Annotated in this window: 18 protein-coding genes; 6 read left to right on the top strand and 12 right to left on the bottom strand. The window is 30.9% G+C overall.

Translation table 11 applies throughout. The features are described from left to right. The first annotated feature begins 66 nt into the window (after nt 1-66). The gene (locus ACOSP6_RS05775; protein ID WP_422094904.1) at nt 67-2,454 is read left to right on the top strand and encodes a ribonucleoside-diphosphate reductase subunit alpha; all 2,388 of its coding nucleotides are present in this window, start codon (nt 67-69) and stop codon (nt 2,452-2,454) included. 94 nt (nt 2,455-2,548) lie between these two features. On the opposite strand, the gene ACOSP6_RS05770 is transcribed toward ACOSP6_RS05775, so the two are convergent. Together ACOSP6_RS05770 and ACOSP6_RS05765 are read right to left on the bottom strand one after the other, a co-directional pair. Continuing rightward, nucleotides 2,549-2,875, bottom strand: a complete 327-nt coding sequence (locus ACOSP6_RS05770; RefSeq protein WP_422094905.1) for a hypothetical protein — start codon at nt 2,873-2,875, stop codon at nt 2,549-2,551. Beyond that, nucleotides 2,868-3,389 carry a Panacea domain-containing protein gene (locus tag ACOSP6_RS05765; RefSeq protein ID WP_422094906.1) on the bottom strand — a complete coding sequence of 174 codons (522 nt, stop codon included), beginning with the start codon at nt 3,387-3,389 and terminating at the stop codon, nt 2,868-2,870. The genes ACOSP6_RS05770 and ACOSP6_RS05765 overlap by 8 nt, the downstream gene beginning before the upstream one ends. A gap of 190 nt (nt 3,390-3,579) precedes the next feature. Here ACOSP6_RS05765 and ACOSP6_RS05760 point away from each other — a divergent pair, with 190 nt between their 5' ends. After that, on the top strand, nt 3,580-4,917 hold the full coding sequence (locus tag ACOSP6_RS05760; RefSeq protein ID WP_422094907.1) for a deoxyguanosinetriphosphate triphosphohydrolase: 1,338 nt from the start codon (nt 3,580-3,582) through the stop codon (nt 4,915-4,917). A 51-nt stretch (nt 4,918-4,968) separates the two neighbouring features. On the opposite strand, the gene ACOSP6_RS05755 is transcribed toward ACOSP6_RS05760, so the two are convergent. The 8 genes from ACOSP6_RS05755 to ACOSP6_RS05720 form a co-directional block, all read right to left on the bottom strand. Further along, nucleotides 4,969-5,685 (bottom strand): hypothetical protein, encoded by a 717-nt coding sequence (locus ACOSP6_RS05755; protein WP_422094908.1) that lies wholly within the window; start codon nt 5,683-5,685, stop codon nt 4,969-4,971. A gap of 17 nt (nt 5,686-5,702) precedes the next feature. Then, the gene (locus tag ACOSP6_RS05750) at nt 5,703-6,380 is read right to left on the bottom strand and encodes a hypothetical protein (protein ID WP_422094909.1); all 678 of its coding nucleotides are present in this window, start codon (nt 6,378-6,380) and stop codon (nt 5,703-5,705) included. Nucleotides 6,381-6,498: 118 nt separating this feature from the next. Then, the gene (locus ACOSP6_RS05745) at nt 6,499-8,676 is read right to left on the bottom strand and encodes a T9SS type A sorting domain-containing protein (RefSeq protein WP_422094910.1); all 2,178 of its coding nucleotides are present in this window, start codon (nt 8,674-8,676) and stop codon (nt 6,499-6,501) included. A 4-nt stretch (nt 8,677-8,680) separates the two neighbouring features. Beyond that, nucleotides 8,681-9,295: a hypothetical protein gene (locus tag ACOSP6_RS05740; protein WP_422094911.1), complete on the bottom strand. Its 615-nt coding sequence runs from the start codon at nt 9,293-9,295 to the stop codon at nt 8,681-8,683. A gap of 1 nt (nt 9,296) precedes the next feature. Then, complete coding sequence (locus ACOSP6_RS05735) at nt 9,297-10,061, bottom strand: hypothetical protein (protein WP_422094912.1); 765 nt, start codon at nt 10,059-10,061, stop codon at nt 9,297-9,299. A gap of 89 nt (nt 10,062-10,150) precedes the next feature. After that, entirely contained in the window at nt 10,151-13,108 is a 2,958-nt protein-coding gene (locus ACOSP6_RS05730; RefSeq protein WP_422094913.1) for a hypothetical protein, read from the bottom strand. Between the two features lie 2 nt (nt 13,109-13,110). Further along, on the bottom strand, nt 13,111-13,575 hold the full coding sequence (locus ACOSP6_RS05725) for a hypothetical protein (protein ID WP_422094914.1): 465 nt from the start codon (nt 13,573-13,575) through the stop codon (nt 13,111-13,113). Between the two features lie 2 nt (nt 13,576-13,577). After that, on the bottom strand, nt 13,578-13,976 hold the full coding sequence (locus ACOSP6_RS05720; protein WP_422094915.1) for a hypothetical protein: 399 nt from the start codon (nt 13,974-13,976) through the stop codon (nt 13,578-13,580). Between the two features lie 106 nt (nt 13,977-14,082). On the opposite strand from ACOSP6_RS05720, the gene ACOSP6_RS05715 reads away from it, so the two are divergent. Both ACOSP6_RS05715 and ACOSP6_RS05710 read left to right on the top strand, forming a co-directional pair. After that, nucleotides 14,083-14,619, top strand: a complete 537-nt coding sequence (locus tag ACOSP6_RS05715; protein ID WP_422094916.1) for an RNA polymerase sigma factor — start codon at nt 14,083-14,085, stop codon at nt 14,617-14,619. Next, complete coding sequence (locus tag ACOSP6_RS05710) at nt 14,612-15,331, top strand: tetratricopeptide repeat protein (protein WP_422094917.1); 720 nt, start codon at nt 14,612-14,614, stop codon at nt 15,329-15,331. Before ACOSP6_RS05715 ends, ACOSP6_RS05710 begins: the two co-directional genes overlap by 8 nt. On the opposite strand, the gene ACOSP6_RS05705 is transcribed toward ACOSP6_RS05710, so the two are convergent. Together ACOSP6_RS05705 and ACOSP6_RS05700 are read right to left on the bottom strand one after the other, a co-directional pair. Beyond that, nucleotides 15,326-18,025, bottom strand: coding sequence for a CHAT domain-containing protein (locus tag ACOSP6_RS05705; protein WP_422094918.1), 2,700 nt, complete (start codon nt 18,023-18,025; stop codon nt 15,326-15,328). The two genes, ACOSP6_RS05710 and ACOSP6_RS05705, sit on opposite strands and share 6 nt — an antisense overlap. Nucleotides 18,026-18,063: 38 nt before the next feature. After that, nucleotides 18,064-18,630, bottom strand: coding sequence for a DUF3109 family protein (locus ACOSP6_RS05700; RefSeq protein WP_422094919.1), 567 nt, complete (start codon nt 18,628-18,630; stop codon nt 18,064-18,066). Between the two features lie 83 nt (nt 18,631-18,713). On the opposite strand from ACOSP6_RS05700, the gene ACOSP6_RS05695 reads away from it, so the two are divergent. Together ACOSP6_RS05695 and ACOSP6_RS05690 are read left to right on the top strand one after the other, a co-directional pair. Continuing rightward, nucleotides 18,714-19,295, top strand: a complete 582-nt coding sequence (locus ACOSP6_RS05695) for a MarC family protein (RefSeq protein ID WP_422094920.1) — start codon at nt 18,714-18,716, stop codon at nt 19,293-19,295. After that, nucleotides 19,295-19,906 carry an NAD(P)/FAD-dependent oxidoreductase gene (locus tag ACOSP6_RS05690; RefSeq protein ID WP_422094921.1) on the top strand — a complete coding sequence of 204 codons (612 nt, stop codon included), beginning with the start codon at nt 19,295-19,297 and terminating at the stop codon, nt 19,904-19,906. Before ACOSP6_RS05695 ends, ACOSP6_RS05690 begins: the two co-directional genes overlap by 1 nt. Nucleotides 19,907-20,070: the final 164 nt, after the last annotated feature.

Genomic DNA, 20,070 nt, shown 5'->3' with positions numbered 1-20,070 from the left:
CTAAAATAATTAAAATCTCGAGGGAGTTTTTCCCTTGGGTGTAATCTATATAAAACCAAAATTCATATGTATGTAGTAAAAAGAGACGGGAGAAAAGAACCTGTGATGTTCGACAAGATCACAGAAAGAGTAAAAAAGATGTGTTACGGGTTAAACAGTATTGTTGATCCAGTTAAAGTTGCAATGCGTGTAATCGAAGGATTATACGACGGAGTTACCACTTCAGAGTTAGATAATTTAGCGGCTGAGGTTGCGGCAACAATGACTACTGCACATCCTGATTATGCTAAATTAGCAGCAAGAATAGCCGTCTCCAATTTACACAAAAACACGAAGAAGTCGTTTACTGAAACAATGACTGATTTATATGAATACGTAAATCCACGCACAGGAAAAAAAGCACCGTTACTTGCAGATGATGTATATGAGATCATCATGAAGAATGCTGATAAGTTAGATTCTACAATTATATATAGTAGAGATTTTAATTATGATTATTTTGGTTTTAAAACTTTAGAGCGTTCTTATTTATTAAAGTTAAACGGACAAATTGCTGAAAGACCACAACAAATGTTAATGCGTGTTTCTATTGGGATTCACAAAGAAGATATTGACGAAGCAATTGCTACATACGAGTTAATGAGTAAAAAATACTTTACTCACGCTACACCAACATTATTTAATTCTGGTACACCAAAACCACAAATGTCATCTTGTTTCTTATTACAAATGCAAGATGATAGTATTGATGGTATCTACAATACATTAAAGCAAACAGCAAAAATTTCTCAGTCTGCTGGAGGAATAGGATTGTCTATTCATAACATCCGTGCAACAGGAAGTTATATTGCTGGAACAAACGGAACATCAAATGGTATTGTTCCTATGTTACGCGTGTTTAATGACACTGCTCGTTATGTAGATCAAGGAGGAGGAAAGCGTAAAGGTTCTTTCGCAATGTATTTAGAGCCTTGGCATGCTGATATCTTTGATTTCTTAGATTTAAAGAAAAACCATGGTAAAGAAGAAATGCGTGCACGTGATTTATTCTATGCAATGTGGATTTCTGATTTATTCATGAAGCGTGTTCAAGAAGATGGAACTTGGACGTTAATGTGTCCACACGAGTGTCCTCATTTATATGATACCTACGGAGAAGAATTTGAGCGTTTATATACAAGCTACGAACAAGCTGGTAAAGGAAGAAAAACAATCAAAGCTCGTGATTTATGGGAGAAAATCTTAGAATCTCAAATTGAAACAGGTACACCGTACATGTTATATAAAGATGCTGCTAACCGTAAATCGAATCAAAAGAATTTAGGAACAATTCGTTCTTCAAATTTATGTACAGAGATTATGGAGTATACAGCAGAAGATGAGGTTGCTGTATGTAACTTAGCTTCTATTGCTATTCCAATGTTTGTTGCAGAAGATGAAAACGGAAATAAATTCTTCGATCACCAAAAGTTATTTGATGTAACAAAAAAGGTAATCAGAAACTTAGATACGGTTATTGATAGAAATTACTATCCTGTTGTTGAAGCTGAAAACTCTAACATGCGTCACCGTCCTGTTGGTTTAGGTATTCAAGGATTAGCGGATGCTTTTATCATGTTACGTTTACCGTTTACAAGTGAAGAGGCGAAGAAGTTAAATCAAGAGATTTTTGAAACATTATATTTTGCCTCTGTAACTTCTTCTATGGAAGTAGCAAAAGCAAAAGGAGCGTATTCAACTTACGAAGGTTCGCCAATGTCGCAAGGAGAATTCCAACACAATATGTGGGGAATTAATGATGATGAATTAAGTGGACGTTGGGATTGGAATGCATTACGTAAAGAAGTGAAGAAACATGGAGTTAGAAACTCGTTATTAGTTGCTCCAATGCCAACAGCTTCTACATCTCAAATTTTGGGAAACAACGAAGCATTTGAACCTTACACTTCTAATATTTATACTCGTAGAGTGTTATCTGGTGAGTTTATCGTTGTAAACAAACATTTATTAGAAGATTTAGTTGAATTAGGTTTGTGGAATAACGATATGAAAGAGGATATTATGCGTGCAAACGGATCTATTCAACATATTGATTCAATTCCACAAGATTTAAAAGAATTATATAGAACGGTTTGGGAAATGAGTATGAAAGATATTATCGATATGGCTCGCCATAGAGGATATTTTATCGATCAATCTCAATCGTTAAACTTATTCATGAAAGATCCTGACTTTGCAAAATTAACTTCAATGCACTTCTATGCATGGAAGAGTGGATTAAAAACGGGAATGTATTATTTACGTACAAAATCTGCAGTAAATGCAATTCAGTTTACTTTATCAAAAGACAAAAAACAGGAAGAAGACAAGCCAATGAGCCCAGAAGAGTTTAAGGCAATGGTTGAAGCTTCTAAAAATGCAGGACCAGATGACTGTTTGATGTGTGGTTCTTAATTAGAGTTAAATTAAAAGGGAAGAAAAGAGAGGTCGAAAGGCTTCTCTTTTTTGTTTTTTTATAAAATATTACTGATAAAAAATGTTAGATTAATTATCTAAATAAATAACGCATTACTAAAATAAAAATCCCGACAATACTTGCTAATGAAGAAGTAATTAGTGAAATCAATACTGTGTTATCTAATTTAAATTTTATTGCTTCAGAAAAACCAGCCCCAATAATAATTAAAAGAATAATAGACGTAAAGCTACTTAAAAATATAAACGTTCTATACGCATACTTTTTACGCTCTTCTCTATCTTGAATTCTGTCTGAAATTTCTTGTTGTGTAAGATCAATATTCATATCAATCTCATTAGCATCTATTCCAGATTTTTTAGAATCTCTAATTAAATCGTCTAAATCTGAATTATGCACTTTGTAAGTAATTTCTTAAGCTAGTTATAAATTTATCGTAGTATCTTTTAATAACTCTATTGTCTATAACACTATTTTTACCCTGGGCATACGCTAAACTCCAAGGAGTTCCTGGTCTATGAGTAGAAACGACTAAATCTTCAGCAGAACTATCTTTGTATAAATTCCATGTTAACTGAACTATTTTCCTATCATCATCTGATGTTAATTCTGGTTCAGAAGAATGCGCCCAATTACTATCTAGCGTTACAGATTTAGAAGTAATAGGGTCCGATTTAAAATGTTTAAACTCATGATAAATACTTGGTACAACAGGACCGTATTTCCAAGCTTCAATTTTATCATCCTCAAAAAGAGGTCTTTCTAACAAGGCTAAAGAAAGTCCATGAGCAATGTACATTAACTTTACTAACTTCATGTTAGTAATTTCAATGCCTTCTTCGTTTGAAAGTTTTATAAACTCGTTAGCTACTGAACTCGCCGTTCCCATACGTTCAATTATCTGATTATACAAAATATAGACAATTTTTTAAATTTTCAATTTCACTTTTTACAAAACTACCATTTTAATATTAAAAATCAAATAGTTAAAACGTAGTTTTATAATATAAAGTTAGCACTTTTATTCTTTTAAAACATAAGACAATAAATAAAAAGATTAAATAACTTTGCTACATATTGATTTGTAATTACAAAATTAGAAGATGAACTGGGAACAACTGCTTTCTTTAAAAAGATTTGGAGATACACAAAAAAGAGCTCGAGCAACACAAGATGAAACGAGATTAGGATTTGAAGTAGATTTCGATAGAATCATATTTTCATCAGCTTTTAGAAGTCTTCAAGACAAAACGCAAGTGATTCCTTTATCAAAAACAGATTTTGTTCATACCAGATTAACACATAGTTTAGAGGTTTCAGTGGTAGGAAGAACTTTAGGAAGAAGGGTTGGAAAAGTACTTTTAGACCGTCATCCTGAATTAAAGAGTTTAGGCTATACTTTTAATGATTTCGGTGCTATTGTTGCGGCAGCATGTTTAATGCATGATATAGGTAATCCACCTTTTGGGCATTCTGGAGAAAAGGCAATTGGCGAGTATTTTAAAACAGGAAAAGGAGTAAAGTATAAAGAACAACTAACTGAAAAAGAGTATCAAGATTTAGTTGATTTCGAAGGAAATGCAAACGGACTAAAAATAGTAACAGAAAGTAATGAGGGTACGCCTGGAGGTTTACGATTATCATATGCAACTTTGGGAGCTTTTATAAAGTATCCAAAAGAGAGCTTGCCAAAGAAACCTACATCACATATTTCCGATAAAAAATATGGTTTTTTCCAATCTGAAAAGAGAACTTTTTTAGATGTTGTTGAAGAGTTAGGAATGATAAAAAAAGACGCTGATAGCATTGCATATTTTCGTCATCCTTTGGCTTATTTAGTAGAAGCAGCAGATGATATTTGTTATACAATTATTGATTTTGAAGACGGAATTAATCTTGGTTTGATTGATGAAGAATATGCTTTAGAGTATATGATTAAATTAGTGAAGGACACTATAGATATCAAAAAATATCATTCATTAAAACACACAAAAGACAGAGTAAGTTATTTAAGAGCTTTGGCTATTGGAGTATTAATAAATGAAGCTGTCGATATATTTTTAACTCATGAAGAGGATATTTTAAAGGGTAGGTTTAACAAATCATTATTAGATAAGTGTAAATACGAAGCTCAAATGAATGACATCATAAAACTGAGTATTGAAAAAATATACCGAAGTAATGATGTAATTGAAAAGGAAGTAGCTGGATATAAAATTATAGCTGACTTATTAGATGTCTTTGTTACTGCTTTAAATAATAAGTACTCAGGAAATCAATCAAACTTTGATAGATTGGTTTTAAACTTACTTCCAGAAGAGTACAGGACATTAAAAGACGACCTTTACGAAAGAATTTTACAAACATGTAGTTATGTAGCGAGTCTTTCAGATGGTTATGCAATTCGTTTACACAAAAAGATTTCAGGAAATGTTATTTAAAAATGTAGCTGTCTTTTATAATTAAAAGACAACTACATAAGATAACAAAGTTTACCAAGAACTGGTAATTGGTGATCCTGCAGTATATGTTGTAATACTGCCATCACCGTTTTCATCCCACAAATATTTTACTAGTAAATTTGTATTATCAAAGAGTTCAATTTCTCCTGATTTGTTATCTAGATTAGCATCTAACTTGTACTTGAAATTTTGATTGTTTACTATCTCTGTTTTCACAGAAGATTTCTCGAACCACCATTTCGAAGTTAAATATACATTTCCATCTTGATCGTTTTTAAGTGTAAATGCTGCGTAAGTTTCATCTTTTAAAATATATCCACTTAACACTTCCCCTGAATATTCAGTACTATTTATAGAATATAAAAATGTATATCTGTCAGCTAATTCAGTGATGGTATACGTAATTGAAACATCTCCTTCTGACCAGGTAAATGTTTTAATTGCGTTAACAGCTGTATTTTTCGCACTACTATTAGAAGTTGAGGCATTATCTGGAATAGTTAAGTAATTAGAAAAAATAGCTCCATAATTTTTAATTGTATTAAACTGATTGGTTACGGTTAACGCATCGACATTTGAATTTTCTTTGAGAGCTTGTGGAATGTCGATTAGTTCAATCTTTTCCTGAAAAGGCTGCATTATTTCTGATAATGTATCTGAATTATCAATTATTTGTTCATCATTTTTACTACAAGAACTACTTATAATTAGTGCAGCTAACATTATGATAGAGAGTGATTTTTTCATGTTTTTATAATTTTGAATTACCATGTGAACTCATTTTCGTTTTCATCAATTTTTTTTCCGCTTCCATCGGAAAACCATTCATAACTGATACCTGAACTATAGGTGATTTTTCCAGACTTATCTAAAGTGTTTATTTGTAAGGTGCTTTTGGTTATAAAAAAAATCTCTATAGTAAGTTGATTTCCTGAAACCTCCCAGGTTAAAGAGCCTGAAGTATTACTCTGAGTGATGACTATAATTCCACTTTTTTGATCGATAGAAGTATTTCCTTTTAAAAAATCTAGTGACTGACTTCCCGCAGATATATTGTAAACAAATGAAAATTTATCAGCTTCCTTTTCAATAGTATAGTCAACCTCAACAGCATCTCCTAAAACAATATCTAACCAATTATATTGTTCTTTGTTATCAGTAATGGTTGAGGAAATGGTGTTTTTAGGAACCTCTAAATAACCAAGGACTTCATTGGTAATATCTTTAAAATCAGTAAGCCCAGAAACAACATTTTTGGCATTTTCATCTGAGTTTGTTAGTATCGCTTCTGGCAACATACTATTATTGATTTTTTCTTTCAAAGTCTCGTTAACCTTTTCATGTAATAGTTTATTTTCCTCTAAAATTTCGTTATCATCACTGCAAGCAGAAAACAATACCGAAATCATTAAGGCAAAAATGTAAATGATGTGTTTTTTCATGTGTTTTTATATTTAGTTTTTTTAGTTAATGTGATAAAAACAAAAAGGTTAACATTTTTATGAAAAAACCCAACTCTAAAAGAGCTGAGTACGATAGCAGAAACAGAACTTATTATAATTACTCTACTATTAATTTTTTTATGTAAGAAGTAGATGCTGTTTTAACTCTTACAATGTAAATACCACTGTTTAATTGGTTAATAGAAGTATTAAATTGATAATCTGAAACATCTTTTTTGAATACTAGTTGTCCGGCAATAGTATAGAGCGATACATTTTGTATTATGGACTTGTCTTTTGAAACTACAGTAATATCGTTTAAAGCTGGGTTAGGAAACAAATTGATATTATTGGAGTTTATTGGTATTTCATCTTGAACAGATAAAACACTGTTGTGTTTTAAAAACAAATAGGCTTTACTTGCTAAGTTAACACTTACACTTACTGTTTCATTTACTTCATCAAAAGCATAAGGAGTAATTTCTTGCCATGTGTCATTTTGGTAAATAAGAACTGAAATATCACTAGCATTGACCGTAGCATTTTGAAAAGCATTTTTATCAAAAGAAAGTTCAATATCAAAAGTATTTGTGTTTGCAGATGCTTCTAAACTATTGATGTTGTAAAAGACGTTTGCAACTCTTTGCTTATCTGCTGGATTTGGTAAGTTTGTGATTTCGTTTTGATAGATAGAAGACAAGGTATCTAACACTTGAATTTTCACTTTTTGAACATCAGTACTTACGGAATTTATGGTGGCGTTATATAGAACAGTATCATATTCTAATGAAGTAGTATTTGTTGCTAATGAACTTCTGTTCGCATTATTTGGAGTTAAAACATCGGCTCTTTTTTCAGCGTTTAAAGAATATAGTTTTCCGTCGTTGGTAGTAAATACAAAACCAGCATTGTAGGCGTAAAAATTATTCAAATTTAAATCGACACCTTCAGGAAAGGAGAACTCAATTGAGATGGGTAAATTTTCTTTCGGATCATAAGACAAAAGTTGATATCTCGAACTTCCTGATAGTGAATATTGCGCTAAGAAATACAGTTTGTCGTTGTTAATCTTTATATTTCCGAAGTTGTTTGCAAAAGCTGTGTTAAACGGTGGTAAATCGGCAAAATCTGTTTCGCTGGCTTGTCCATTCGTTTTGTATAAACGTATTGTTCCGTTACTAGTTTTTGAAAGTATAAACACCTCGTTTTCAAATTGAATAAACTTGAAAGAGTTTGATGTTTGTGTGTTAATTCCTAAATTTTCGTCAGCCGGAGCAGAGTGAAAAGATCCGCCAAAACTTCCCGTTTTATAGTATAAAATTTGCGAATTTATTTTACCTAAAATTAAAGAGGAAAATTCTGTATTAGAGTACGCTTTATAACCAAGTGAACCATCGTCTCCATTATAGATAGCGGTTTCTGTACTTCCAAAGTCAATATCTCCATTCGTGTAACATATAGCAGTAGGATAATTTCGTTCAACTGGTCCTGGTGTAACATTTGTATAAAAGCCATCTCTACCTGTAAAATAAATGTAATCTTTTAGCAGAAAATTATTTGGAGTTACTCCTTTAAAGGTAGTTGGTTTACTTACTCTATTTTGAGTTACACGAACATCTGTTAAAGCATCTATTTTATAAATATCTCTTTCGCCCAACACATTCGCAACAAAAAATACTTTTCCATTCCAATTAAAGAAATTAGCAGGTTTTGAGTTAAATAGCTCAGCATCTAATTTATACTCTCTAGATTCCGAATCTGCTGAGTTGGCAACAAAATGACGTAAAAGCAGCTTGTTATTTCCTCCTTCTGAGATGGTATCAATGGTAATAACACCGTCGTTAGCGACTAACTGAATATTTTTATTTCCACTTGGTTTTTCATTAGTAAATCTTCCATCTGGAATTAATAAAGTGCGTAAATCATTAAGTTTTGCAACATAGGTATCTTGTCCTGTTTGAAAAATCTTAGCATAAATATCTTTTCCTGCAGAGAAATTACCTTCTCCATATAAAGCATAATTGGCATTTGATATCGTTTCATGATATAAAGCTCTTTTATTCGCGCCAGGAGTTAAATCGATTCTAGTTTGATTGTCTCCGTTACTAATGTAAGTGCCATAAGTTCCCGTTGTACTGTTATCAACAAAAGTGTATAAAATATCATTATCATAAACAGCAACCGATTGTACAAAACCCGAACCTCCTCCAGCAGGTTCATCCACCAACTTCAATTGCCCGAATATTGGTAAAAAACCGAACAAACAAAAAACAAAATGAATTATAGTTGTTTTCATGTGGTTACATTTTAGATTGATTTGCTAAGAATTCAACTGTAACTTTAGTATGGATAGTTTTTTTAGAACCATCATCATTTGTAATTTCAAACGTGATGTTATCAGAAAATTTACCAGCTACTTTTCTTCTGTATTTAACAGTACTTTTTTTCCAAGGAGTTACTTGCGTAATTTGAGTAGTAGAGCAACCCGTAAAATCTCCATCAATTCTTTTATAAGTTTGATTGTTCTTTAAATCGATAAAATTTAAATGTCCACAACCTTCAGTATATTTTTTGGTAGTTTGATTTCCTACAGCTGCATCTCCCATGAAACCTCTAGAAATAGTATGAATTTGAATACCACTTTCCGAAACAATTTTTGAGGAGTTTAGAGTGCTAACTCCATCATGATAACCAACATTTATCTGACTCAAATAATCGCCTTTTGGAGGCATAAAAGTATGAGTTCCTTGAAAGGGTCCGCCTTCGAAAGTAATTTTAATATACGGTTTTTTCTTTGCTATATTTTCACTCGAACTTTCTGTTGTTGAAGTTGTTTTAGCTATTGATTCTGGTGCTTTGTCTTTTGGACAAGCGCTCAATATTAGTAGGGTGAATAAGTATATGATAGTTTTCATTTTAGAACATTGATTTGTAGTTAGCAGAATTAATTTTTACGTTTTTGTCTTTTTCAATTTTTGTCACTTTAACCATAGCCTTTTCCCCAGAATTAGATTCATAATCAAGCTCTAAAACAAAACCTTTTATTTTGGAATTTTTGGTCATTCCCAGTAAAGGAGCATAGTTTGATTTTATTGGGAATTTTTTTGTAACCCAAACCCTTGCAGATCCTCGTTCGTGCTTGTATAAGTATTCACTGCATATATAACCGAGAATGTTTTTGGTGTTTCCTGTTTTAACAAAATCGCCTTCTTTATTCGGAAGCTTATCGGTATTATCGAAATTCAAATCATCGACTTGTTTTTTAAATTTCATACCACCTACATCCATAAAAGAAATAGCACTAGAAGGTGTTATTACATTATAAATCTGATTGGTCTTATCTACGCTCATATGCATGCAAAAAACATCTGAATCTTCGTTGAAAAGAACATTGAATTCTGCTGTTTCATTAGTTTCATTTGAAACTTCTACGGTAACACTTCCTTTAAAAAAGTAATTGGATTTTGAACTCTTTGTTTTTGTAGCCTTCTTAGGTTTTTTTTCTAGAGCTTCATCTAAAGTTTTGTCTGTTTTTTCATCTACTTTATCCAGAACTTTATCTTCTGCTTTAGACTCAATTCTTTTTTTAATTTTTTTCCAAAATTGTCCATTTACTGTCGTAGGATAAGCAGTAAAAAGACCAATCCATACAGCGGTTGTTAATAGTTTTTTAGTAATCATAATAATATCTGTTTTATTACTTAATGGATATTATCATGATAGGTTAACATTTTTCAGAATTTTTTTTAATTCATGAATATAAAAGCCTACTACTTTTTACTTTTAATTCCTTTTTTAATCTTTTTGTAGCCTTTTTTCACATATTTTTTAAGTAAGTCTTTTAGATCTTTTTCGAAATCTGTTTCAGCTCCCAAATTGTTAATTTCTAAGGCAACTAAACGATATAATTCTGCTAAAAACATTCCATATAAAGCAACAATTCCCATTGCCATTCCACCTTTTGTAACTTTTACAACTTGATTTGTCCAAGCTTCCCAAACTTTTAAAGCCAGTTCCATACGTTCTTTTTTAACAATTGCTCCTCCACCAGACCCATCGGGTAAAATACCAAGTAAAGCTCCGGTAGACTTATTAATTTGCCAGTAAGAATTGGTAGTTAAACTTTCATCAATAAGTAAATGATAATAGTAGTCTTTAGAATATTGAAGAATCGGATACAAAGGATGTTTCTCATCAGCCCTAAACAGTTTTAAAGGTTTGGCTTTCAAATCTGAATAAGTACTGTTGTTAAAAATGTTGGCTTCTGATAAAGCTAATAGAATTGATTGCTCTAATGTTTTATGAAATGCTTCTTTTTTAGTTGGTGCAAATGTTCTTATATCGCTTGTTGGAAGCATATCAATTTTTCTGATGGAAGATTCCGTATTTATATTATAGTACTCAGAATACAAACAAGTTTGAAACCTGTTTTCGAAGGTTACTCGATGTAAGCTTACATCATCTTGAATACCAGTGAAAGTTGCAATTGCTTCTGAAGGTAAAGGCTGTGAGTTTTCTAATTTTTCTAATAGAGAATCAACGGTGTCATTTTCATTTAATACCAAAGGGACTTCTGAAAGATACGCTGATAAAGTATCGTCGAGTAAAACTGGAAAAGTGGGTTGATCAGCTTCTAAACATAAATAATGAGTTCCTAGTATATAACTTTTGAAGTCGTTTTTAAATTGTTTTAAATTATTGGAATTGCTTTCGTCTTTTCGAATATCAAAACCTACTAAATGTTGTTCAATACTTTTTGTGTCATATCCTTCTTTCCATTGAATTTTAAGAGATAGTCCAACAGGAAAACTGTGGTCTTTATAATTGTTTTCTTGATTTACAGTATACTCAAGAAGAACAGGTGTAACATCATTAGCAGTAATTCCGACTTCAACTTTGTGTTTAGAATCGTTACTTTTAGTTGACATGTTATAAGTCAAAGAGTACGGATATAAAGTGCTTTTTTGAACGGAAGAAATAATATTTGGAAGTGATTCATCAATAGCTGTAATAGGAGAAACTTTGTAGCCAGCTTTATAAAAGACATTTTTTACGGTAGCATCAGTTTGATTACTATAGCCATTTTCGACAAAAAAGTAATGAGTTGGAGTTCCCTGTAAAACTTCTAAAAGAGCGTTTGGGGTAACTTTCTCAAAAGCTTCTCCATCGCCAAAGCATAATACAGCATCATATTTTTCAATAGGAACAGTTACTAAATCTTGCAAAAACTCTGTACTAAAACTTACAACATTTATTTGTGTGGTTAAAGATTCATTTTCAAAGGATTTAGAAATCTTCTTTTTTATTTCTTCGGGAAATTCTAAGGAAGCATATGGTCTTGGCATACTAGCAGTAGCATCATAAAAAATTAAAATGGATACTACTGAAGTATTTTGAGTAATCATAGCTAGTTGATTATTTCCTTGGTCTTTAATAGAAAAACTGTTTCCTGAAAGTCCTAAAACAACATTTTCCTTTTCATCTAGTGGAGCAACTTTTACAGTTACTTCTGGAAAGTTATTCGCAACTACTTTAGCTTTGATCGATTTAACATTCGAGATTTTTGAGTCATCAATTGAATTCATTTTGATTCCGTTTACTCGTAAATCATCGTTGCTGTCTTTTTCAAAAGTATTTCCAAACATGTCAAAACCCTTACCTTGAAACGAATTGTTTTTTCGTTCTTCGGCAGTCATGTTTAAATCTCTAAGTGTTAAAAATGGCACAAATGAATTAATGTCGTTAACAATACTTTGCAATTGTTGTTTGGTGGAAATAGTAGGAGCAAACTGAATGGCAAGCTGTCTTCCAATAAGTGTTTCTAAATCCCATTCACCTTGCACTAAATCTACTGGGTTATTAAGGTTGTCATTGTAAGTAGCTTTTAAAGTTACACGAACTTGTTCGATATTGTTTTTAGCTGAAGTAGTTTCTAAATCAAATAGATGATGTTCATTTTTGGTTTTTGAAAATGCTTTGTACGATTTGTTTTCTAATAAGTTGAGGTCTTTAATCGTTTCTTTGTCTTGAATTCTAATTACAGGAATTTCAATTCCATCTGCAGCAAGCCAATCAAAATTTCGAATGTTTTCATAAGCGTTTTCAGGTAGTAATTTCAATAATTGATTTTTTAATTCAGCACTTTTTTCCTTGCTATTTTCTATATCAATAGTAAGCTCATCAACCACATGTTCTTTGAAGGTCTCTTCCCATTTGTCAAGATATTTTTGAGAAACATGAAATTCGTTATTATTTGTTTTTTTAATACAGAAAGCGTTTTGAAGAATATCTGGCGAGACTGAAAAATTTTGTCTGTAATATTTAGGAGAAAACCCAGCTTGATCTAACATATAAAATAGCAAGTCAGATTTTTCTCTAATAGTTCCCTTTCCGCATCGTAACAAACCTCGAATTCCCCATCTTTTAGCATAAGCAGCATTTGTAATACTATTTCCAAAAGAAGGTATTGTGGAGAAATGATTATGGACAAAACTGTAAATTTCTTCTGCGTTTTTGCGAGCAATTATTCTTTTCATCTCTTCAGATAAATGTCCTGTACATAACAAAGAAGCATTTCTCATTTCTTCGATACTAGCATAAGGTTCAATCTGAAACTTTCCTGTGAGAGAAGGTTGTTTTTCTGTACTACAAGCTGAAAGAAAATTTGGAGCGATTAAAACACCACCGCTACTCAAAACTAATTGCTTTAAAAGTGTGCGTCTATCCATTGTTATTTGATTTCAAAGGTTAACGGAACTCTTGCAGGTTTTTTTCTTAAAACACCTGTAAATTCAGGGTTTGTTGGTTTTATTTGGAAATCAATTTCGTAGTTTCCTTTGTCAAGTTTTGTAAATAAATCTCCCGGAAAAAATATGTTTCCCGGAAAAAACAAATCTCCTGGAAAAATGGTTTTTTTAATAGGTTTAGATGTATAAACATATTTACCGTTATCCTTTTTTAAAGTGGCAACGAGGTAAATATCTAAACCTTCTTTGTAGAACACTTTTGGGACTGTTTTAGAAAATGAGGTAGTTAATTTTAAACTCTTTTTATGCTTGGAAATATAATCTTTAAAGCGTTCAATGTTGTTGCTTGCATATTCAATAGATTGAGTGTCGAAGTTAAGTTCTGTAGTTACCTGCGCATTTAATAAAGCAGAGAAGAAAAGTATAAATGGTAGAATAAAATTTTTCATTGTTATTTGTATTTAGAGAAGTTTATTGGTGCAAAATTTGGAGCTTCTTTGTACATCATAGCTAAAAAGAAAAAGTCTCTAAAATATTGGGCTTCCTTTTTGTATACGCGTTCACAAACTTTAACCTGATGAGATTTTTTATATTTAATGATATAGCGTTTGATGTCTTTGCTCCAATATTCTAATCTGTTAGAAGCAAGCTCAATTTTAGGTCTCTCATTTTTTCGTGACCAATCTCTTACCTTTTTTAAATTAGAACGATGTTGATCTAGAAACCTTATTAATTCATCAAGGTTTGAAATTTCTTTTTGGTTGGAACAATTTTGTCCCTGAAGGTTTAGCAATCCAAATGTTGAAATGATGATTAGTAGTAAGAGTTTAATAGTTTTTGTTATTAACATAATAAGTAAAGTTTACTTATTTAATGTTCCTTTTTTGCAGAGGTTAACACTTTTAGAAAAAATAATTTTTCAGTTTTTTGTTTACTTTTAGAAAAAAAAGACATTAATGAGTGACGAGGATATACTCCCATTAATAAAAAAAGGAGATACCAGAGCATTAAAAGAGTTTTATGTAGCCCATAGAACATCTTTCTTAGAATTTGGAAGAAAGTATTCCAGTTCTGAAGAAGATATTTTAGATGTATATCAGGATGCTATCATTGTTTTTCAAGAGCAAACTATGATTGGTAAAACTGAGAATTTAACCTGTACTTTAAAAACGTATTTATTTGGTATTGGAAAATACATGTTGTTTGAAAAGAATAGAAAATCAAATAAACAATCCGAATTGCCAAATAATTTAAAAGAAGAGATAGAAATGATAATTGTAGAGGATGATTCAACAGTGAATTTACAACAAAGGAAAATTCAAGAAGGATTAAAATTGTTGGGGAAAAAATGTAGAGAAATCCTCACACTCTTTTATTACAACAACTTAACAATTGATGAAATAAAAGAGTATTTGAAGTACGATAATAAGAATGTAGTAAAGAGTCAGAAATCGAGGTGTTTAAAACAATTAAAATCAAAAATAAATGGATAAGTTTTCATTAATAGAAAAGTATTTCGAAGAAACCTTATCTGCTTCAGAGCGAAAAGAGTTTGAAGAATTACTAAATGTCAATACCGAATTTAAAAAGGAATTTGATTTTCAATCGAATCTTCAAAAAGCAATACGAAATGAAAAGAAGATTGAGTTAAAGAAAGAGTTACAAGAGTTAGAGAAAGAGCTTTTTACTAATAAAACTAGAAGGGTTTCTTATTTTTTAAGAATTGCAGCTTCTATTTTACTGTTAGTTTCAGTTGGTGGATATTTTTTACTGAATAGTTCAAGTACTTCACCCGATGATTTATTTAATGATTATTACGCGCCCTACCGAAATGTAATTCACCCTATAGTTCGAGGAGAATCATCGGAGGATTTAGAATTCAAAGCTTTTTTAAATTATGAGAATAAAGAATATTCAAAATCATTAGAACTTTTAGATTCGTTGTATGTAAAATCTAAAAAATCTCATTTGTTATTATATCAATCGAATTGTTTGTTGTCACTTAATAAACCAGAAGAAGCAACTATATTCTTAAAGGAATACCTTTTAAAAGAAGATGCTTTTAAGGACAAAGCTTATTGGTATTTAGGATTAGCTTATTTAAAATTAAACGATACTAACGAAGCTAAAAAGTATTTTGAATTATTACAAGAATTAGGATCGTTTAAGAAAAATGAAACAACTAAAATTCTAAAGCAATTATGATTTTATTTTTCTGATTATAAATAGAATACCAACTAAAACAACGAATCCTATTAGAAAGATTGTATATAGATTTTGTTCGTTGGTAACAGGTGAAACATCACCGTTTATTACAAATCCTGCCCAATAAAAAGGATGTTTTAAATTATCATCGTCTATGGTGTTTAAGTACTCTTTTTTTGCTAGTTGTAATGCCTTACTTTTTGATTTTCCTTTTTTCAAGTAAGCATAAAAAGAAGTCATAATAGTTGAAGTTTCCTTATCTGGAACTTTCCATAAACTTGAAACTGTTGAACCAACTCCAGAAAATGTAAATGCACGTTGTAATGAAATTGGACCTTTATAAGTTTTTGAGATATTTCCGTTTCCGGTATTACAAGCACTTAAAACAGCTAAGTCCGAATCTAGTTTTAATGCATATAATTCTTCAAGATACAAACGCTCGTTATTAAAATCGAAATAACTGACTTGTGGAGTTTCATTATTAATATTAGCATGCATTGCTAAATGAATCATAGAAGCATCTGGAGTGTTTTCAATAAAGTTTTTTTTCGATGATTTTTCTCCATTGAATAATTTATAATCGAAAAATTTTGTGATGTTTTCTATCTCTTCTTTTGTGGCAGATAGTTTCTTGGCCTCCGTATATTCAGGTGTGTAAACTTGAAGGAAGTTTGCTTTGTTTTTTTTGGTATTTAAAGAGTTTGACTTAATGAATATAAGATCAGAAGCATAAGAAATTTCTGTGTCATTTATTAGGTAATTTCCATTCCGTAAAACCAAAGTTTCAAAAGGCAAATAATATAAAATGTCATCAGGAACTACTATGATTTTTCCATAAGTATTTAGGTCAAAAGGGAGTAAAGTTTCTGTTAGTTTTGTGGCGCTGTCAATATCACTTTGTAAGTTTTTAATTGTACTGATATAATTTTTGATATCAGCCTCAAGAGTTTTGTCGAAATTAATATGTATAGTCTCAAGAGCTGATGAGGTAATTTTAAATATGTACAAATCATTCTTTACTCTCTTATACCTTAGTACCACTTCATTGGATTGTAGTTTTTTTTGGAAGTCTTCTATACTAAAAGATACTGACAGTGATTTAGAAATTTTAGGATAGTTACCTTCTAAATAAGAGCGATGTTTTTTTATTTGTTCATTTATGAGTTGTATTTCAGAAGATTCATTTTTCATCCTTGCTTTAATCAAAGCTGTTCTTAATACAAACTCTTTTTTAATGATAGAGTCTGGAATAGATTTTCGAGCATAATTTCTATTGTCTAAAAACTCTTTCCAAGCTAATTTGTTCTCAATGTTTTCTATTTCGTTTAAAATTTGCCTGTAACTTAAAGTTCCGTAACCAAGTTTTTTTGTTTGAAGCAAACCACTGATAATCGAGTTGTAATAGTTTTTAAGTTTATTGCTAAACTCTTTTCCTTCGTAGCAATTTTTAAATTGTTGAAGTCCCATCTTGAAAAATAGCGAAGCTTGTTTTTTTATTAAACTATCATTTGGGAATAACTCCAAGAAGGTTATTGAAGTTTCTACTAAAAGGCCTGTGTGGTTTAAATCAGTACTCGGACTAAAGTTGGTTCCGTCCTTTTTTAGTTTTTCTTTACCATTATGAATAAGGTTTGCTACATAGTTAAGTTCATTTATAGCTTTTTCTTTTTGTCCGCTTTCAGCAAAAATCAAACTTCTTTGCGCATGAAAAAAAGGAATTCTAAAATCACTTGAACCAGCCAATTCCATAAGGTTTTTATTCTCAATTAGAGCCTTTTTAAATTCTTTATTGTACCGTAATTGTTTAACAAGGTTAAACTTTATTTGAATAAGGTTGTCAGGATATTTTTTATGATCAAGATTTTTAAGAGCTTTCAATAAATACGTTCTTCCTTTTTGTAAAGGAGAGTGTTCTTTGAGGCTATCTTTAAAGTTTAAATAAAAATCTCCAACATGATTTAAAGAGATAGCGTAAAAACGTTTTTCAATAGCATTAAATTTGTTCTTTTGTTTTAGCTTTTCAAAGTATTTCAAAGAAGAAAGCATTTTTGTTTCATCACCTTTTCTGCTATATAAGTATATTAAATTATGATTTACAACTACTTCTTTTGAAGCTTGGTTGGACGCTAAGTTTTGTAATTTATCACTGTTTTGCTGATAAATTTTCAACCCTTTTTTTAAATAAAATTCGGCTTCATCAAAAAACCCGTAATAGGTTGCTGTACTGCTCAAGTCAGCATAAATTGAAACTAAATAGTCATGATCAGGTTCTTTTAAACTACTCAATAATTTTTCAGCTTCTTTAACGGTGTTATAAGACGTTTTATAACGTTCTAAAGCGTATTCTGAAAAGGCTTTATCAAATAAAATAATTCCTTTTAGGTTGAGGTTGTCTTCTTGTTGATTTAAAAAACGAATTGCTTCATTTGAAATGTTAATGGCTTCGTTATATTTCTGAACTTCATATAAAGCGTTTGCTTTTACATGCAATATTTTTGAAACCAATAAACTATCGTTTGTTGATGTAGGACTTAATTTGTTTTTAGAAAAGTTAGATGTTACTATCTCTTTGTAAAGCTTCTGTTGAAAATAGTTTTCATGTGTTTTAAAAACACTATCTAAATCAGTTATTTTAGATTGTCCAATTAGAAGAAAAGGGAAAATAAATAAGAGTAAGGAGGTTGATTTTTTCATATGTAATCTTTGAAGATTTACACATGCAATTTAAAAAATTATTTACGCTCCTCAGCCATTTTTTCTAATTCCATATACCAGTTCTCTCCAAACTTTCGTATCAAAGCTTCTTTTACAAACTTGTATACAGGAACCTGTAATTCTGCACCTAAAGTACAGGCATCATCACAAATATCCCATTTATGGTAATTTACAGCAGAAAACTCTGAATAGTCTTTTACACGAACAGGATATAAATGACAAGAAACGGGTTTTTTCCAGTCAACAATTCCTTTATTGTAAGCTTCTTCAATAGCGCACAAAGCTGTTCCTTTATCATCAAAAATAACATAAGCGCATTCCGCATGATTAACTAAAGGAGTTTCTAATTCACCAAAATCACTAGTTACCCAAGTACCGTTTTCTTCGATAGATTTAATTCCTTCTTCTCTTAAAAACGGTTTTACTTTAGAGTAAATCTCTTCTAAAATTTTAGTTTCTTCCTTTTCTAAAGGAGCTCCTGCCTCTCCTTCTACACAACAAATTCCTTTGCATGCAGATAAGTTGCACACAAAATCTTTTTCGATAATATCTTCTGAAACGATTGTTTTTCCTAACTGAAACATAGCGCAAAAATAAAGTTATTTTTATTACATTTAATTCATTTAAGCATACTTTTGCCATTTACTAATTAAAAAACAAACTAGAGATGAGTCTTGATTTCAATGAAATATTTACTGTTTTTATGGTGTTATTTGCCGTGATAGATATTGTTGGTAATATTCCAATTATTATTGATTTACGTAATAAAGTTGGACATATTCAATCTGAAAAAGCGTCTGTTATTGCTGGTTTTATTATGATTTTGTTCTTGTTTGTTGGGCAGCGTTTATTAGGGTTAATTGGAATTGATGTAAATTCCTTTGCGGTTGCGGGTTCTTTTATCCTATTTTTTATTGCCTTAGAAATGATTCTAGGAATTACTTTGTATAAAGATGATGAAGAGCAAGCTATAAACGCTACTGTATTTCCGTTAGCGTTTCCTTTAATTGCTGGACCAGGTAGTTTAACTACATTGCTATCATTGAGAGCGGAATTTGATTTAATGAATATCATTATTGCTGTTTTATTGAACGTAGTTGTAATATATATTGTACTAAAAACTTCATCAAGAATCGAAAAAATGATTGGTAAAAACGGTATTGCCATCATTAGAAAAGTTTTTGGAGTTATTCTTTTAGCAATTTCAGTAAAATTATTTGCGGCAAATATTAAAATGTTATTGGCATAATGAGTTTTGATACATTAATTGTTGGTGGTGGAGTTGCAGGAATGCAATGTGCCTTGGTATTAGGTTCTGCAAAAGACAAACCATATGCAAAAGATAAAAATGTCGGTATTATTTTACATCAAAGAGCCTCTCATTTACAAGATGCACTGTTTAATAATGTACTAGGACTACCGGCAGGAACATTGGGAAAAGATATTTTGTCTGATGGAAAAAATCACCTAAAAGATGTTTATCCTCATGTTCAGCAAATAGAAAATGAAAAAGTGACAGCCGTACTGGATGATGTTTTCGGTTATAAAGTGATAACCAATAAAAATGAGTACCTAGCTAAAAATGTTGTGGTTGCTTTAAATTATGCTAAGCCTTTTAATATTGCTGGACTGGATCAATATATTGAGAGACATTCTCGCGCGAATGCTATGAAGGACAGAATTCAACTTCGTAATTTTAATCACTTAATTAAAGAAGGTTTATATTGTTGCGGAACGATTGCAGGTTGGAGAAGTCAATTTGCGATTGCGGCAGGAAGTGGAGCAAGTGTAGCAACCGATATACTCACTTTATGGAATGATAACATACCCACAAAAGTTCATGATAAAAACAAAAGCTGAGTTTAATTACTCAGCTTTTTTAATTTCTGGTTAGACAAAACCACTTCATTCCCCCGAAAAAAAGGTTTACTAAACCGATTTAAAAGTACTATTGTTTGTTGTTGAATTCGGTGTAAAATTCCTTGAACGTAATTATTTCAGGATAAAAGATCTTTATTCAGTAA

Origin of the sequence: Tenacibaculum sp. MEBiC06402, assembly GCF_049239625.1 — a bacterium.
Taxonomy (GTDB): Bacteria; Bacteroidota; Bacteroidia; order Flavobacteriales; family Flavobacteriaceae; genus Polaribacter.
Note: the sequence above shows the minus strand (reverse complement) of the source record. Positions and strands in the feature narration are given on the sequence as shown.